The 1,403-nt window shown below is 52.5% G+C and carries 2 protein-coding genes; one reads left to right on the forward strand and one right to left on the reverse strand.

Annotation, left to right across the window (positions count from 1 at the left end; all coding sequences use genetic code 11):
* Positions 1 to 632, forward strand: a 632-nt coding sequence (locus OWK27_RS24240) for a tail fiber domain-containing protein (protein WP_267591367.1), incomplete at its 5' end; no start/stop codon positions are given.
* On the opposite strand, the gene OWK27_RS24245 is transcribed toward OWK27_RS24240, so the two are convergent.
* Positions 598 to 1,275 carry a phage tail protein gene (locus tag OWK27_RS24245; RefSeq protein WP_072036502.1) on the reverse strand — a complete coding sequence of 226 codons (678 nt, stop codon included), beginning with the start codon at positions 1,273 to 1,275 and terminating at the stop codon, positions 598 to 600. The two genes, OWK27_RS24240 and OWK27_RS24245, sit on opposite strands and share 35 nt — an antisense overlap.
* Between the last annotated feature and the right edge of the window lie 128 nt (positions 1,276 to 1,403).

The following is a 1,403-nucleotide window of genomic DNA, read 5'->3' on the forward strand; positions in this document are numbered from 1 at the left end:
TCGGTTTAGGAAGTAGCGCGACGAGGAACGCTTATAGCTCGTCAGGCAACATGCTTTCGGTTGGGGATTTTGGGGTTGGTTCGGCTCTCCAAAATAAGCCCACAGATGCCAGTTCATCCTTCATCAGTGATGCCGATGGCAATACTCTGTGGGCTCCTGCGAATGGCTGTGGGTTCCAGAGTTCGTACACTGGACAGCGAATTGCGCAGTTATGGATCACTTCCGGTAGTGCGGTATTCAGCCGCTTTCTTACAACCAGTGACCCTCAAACACCAAAATCCTCAATGCCGTGGGCGCAGCTGCAGTCTGCGGGTACATCGGACATTAACTTTAAAAAAGTAACAGGGGATCTGGATTTAGAAGTGTCTCTGGCCAACATAGTGGCAATGGACTTTAAGACCTTCTACTACCTCGCAGATGAAGCCAAAACGACTCGCCGCGGCGTCATTGCTCAGGAACTGGAAAAGATAGATCCGCAATATGTTCACTCGGCTGAGGAGTCGGGGAAAATGACGCTTGACCTCAATCCTCTGATGCTCGATGCGCTGGCGGCAATCAAAGCGCTGGCTGTCCGCGTCAGCGCCTTAGAGGAAGTGATCAACGTTGCGGCTCCTGGCTCATCCGCTGGTTAAACAGGGAATCGTCAGGCATATCAAGTCGAACATCGATCCAGCTGTTCGCCGGTACGTCCATCGGTTCACCTTTGGTTTTAATGATCTCACCTTCACCGCTCAGGATGTATTTTTGCTTGAAAAGACGGATTGTCAGGCCTCCGCTTTCCGTCTGCTCAGCTTCAACCACGCCAAGTTCTCCCATGCCACCAGGGTCCATCGGTGGCAGTAGCTGCCATCCCTCTGAAGCCAGTCCTGCCGAACCTGCGAGCACGTAAATACCTACGTCGAGGCGAGAAAGGGTTATGCCCTCCGCCTCTGTATTTGCTGTCCCGCAGCCGCACCAGGAGAAACCATCTTCGGCTACGTCAGCGCGCTGGCATGCATCGCGACTCGTTACTATGCGGGCAACTGGTGAGGCCGCTTTTAGCGTGCCATCGCTCGCCTTAGTGGTGTTCCCCGTTGTGTAGGCTTCCTGATACAGCCACCCTGTAGGTGTTCGGTAACTGAAGAAAGTCCGCCCTAACGTGTAGATTTGATGAATGCGAGTTGGTCTTCCTCCGCGAGCTATTACGATAGAGGTAATGCTCTGACTTCCTGAGACACCCATGTAGCTGGCGTCCTCTACCGACCATATAAACGATGAGGGGTAGGACTCGCTCATAGTATTAAGTGGAACTGATTCAGTAATTTCACGCCCCAGACCAAAAGCCCCCACAGTTAGAACTTTCTTTTGACCGGAATCCCCCCAGGAACTTTGAGCATCCAATAAAGCGCTACTTCCCAAACCGA

The organism is Enterobacter cloacae complex sp. 2022EL-00788 (genome assembly GCF_026627565.1).
GTDB classification, from domain to species: domain Bacteria; phylum Pseudomonadota; class Gammaproteobacteria; order Enterobacterales; family Enterobacteriaceae; genus Enterobacter; species Enterobacter pasteurii.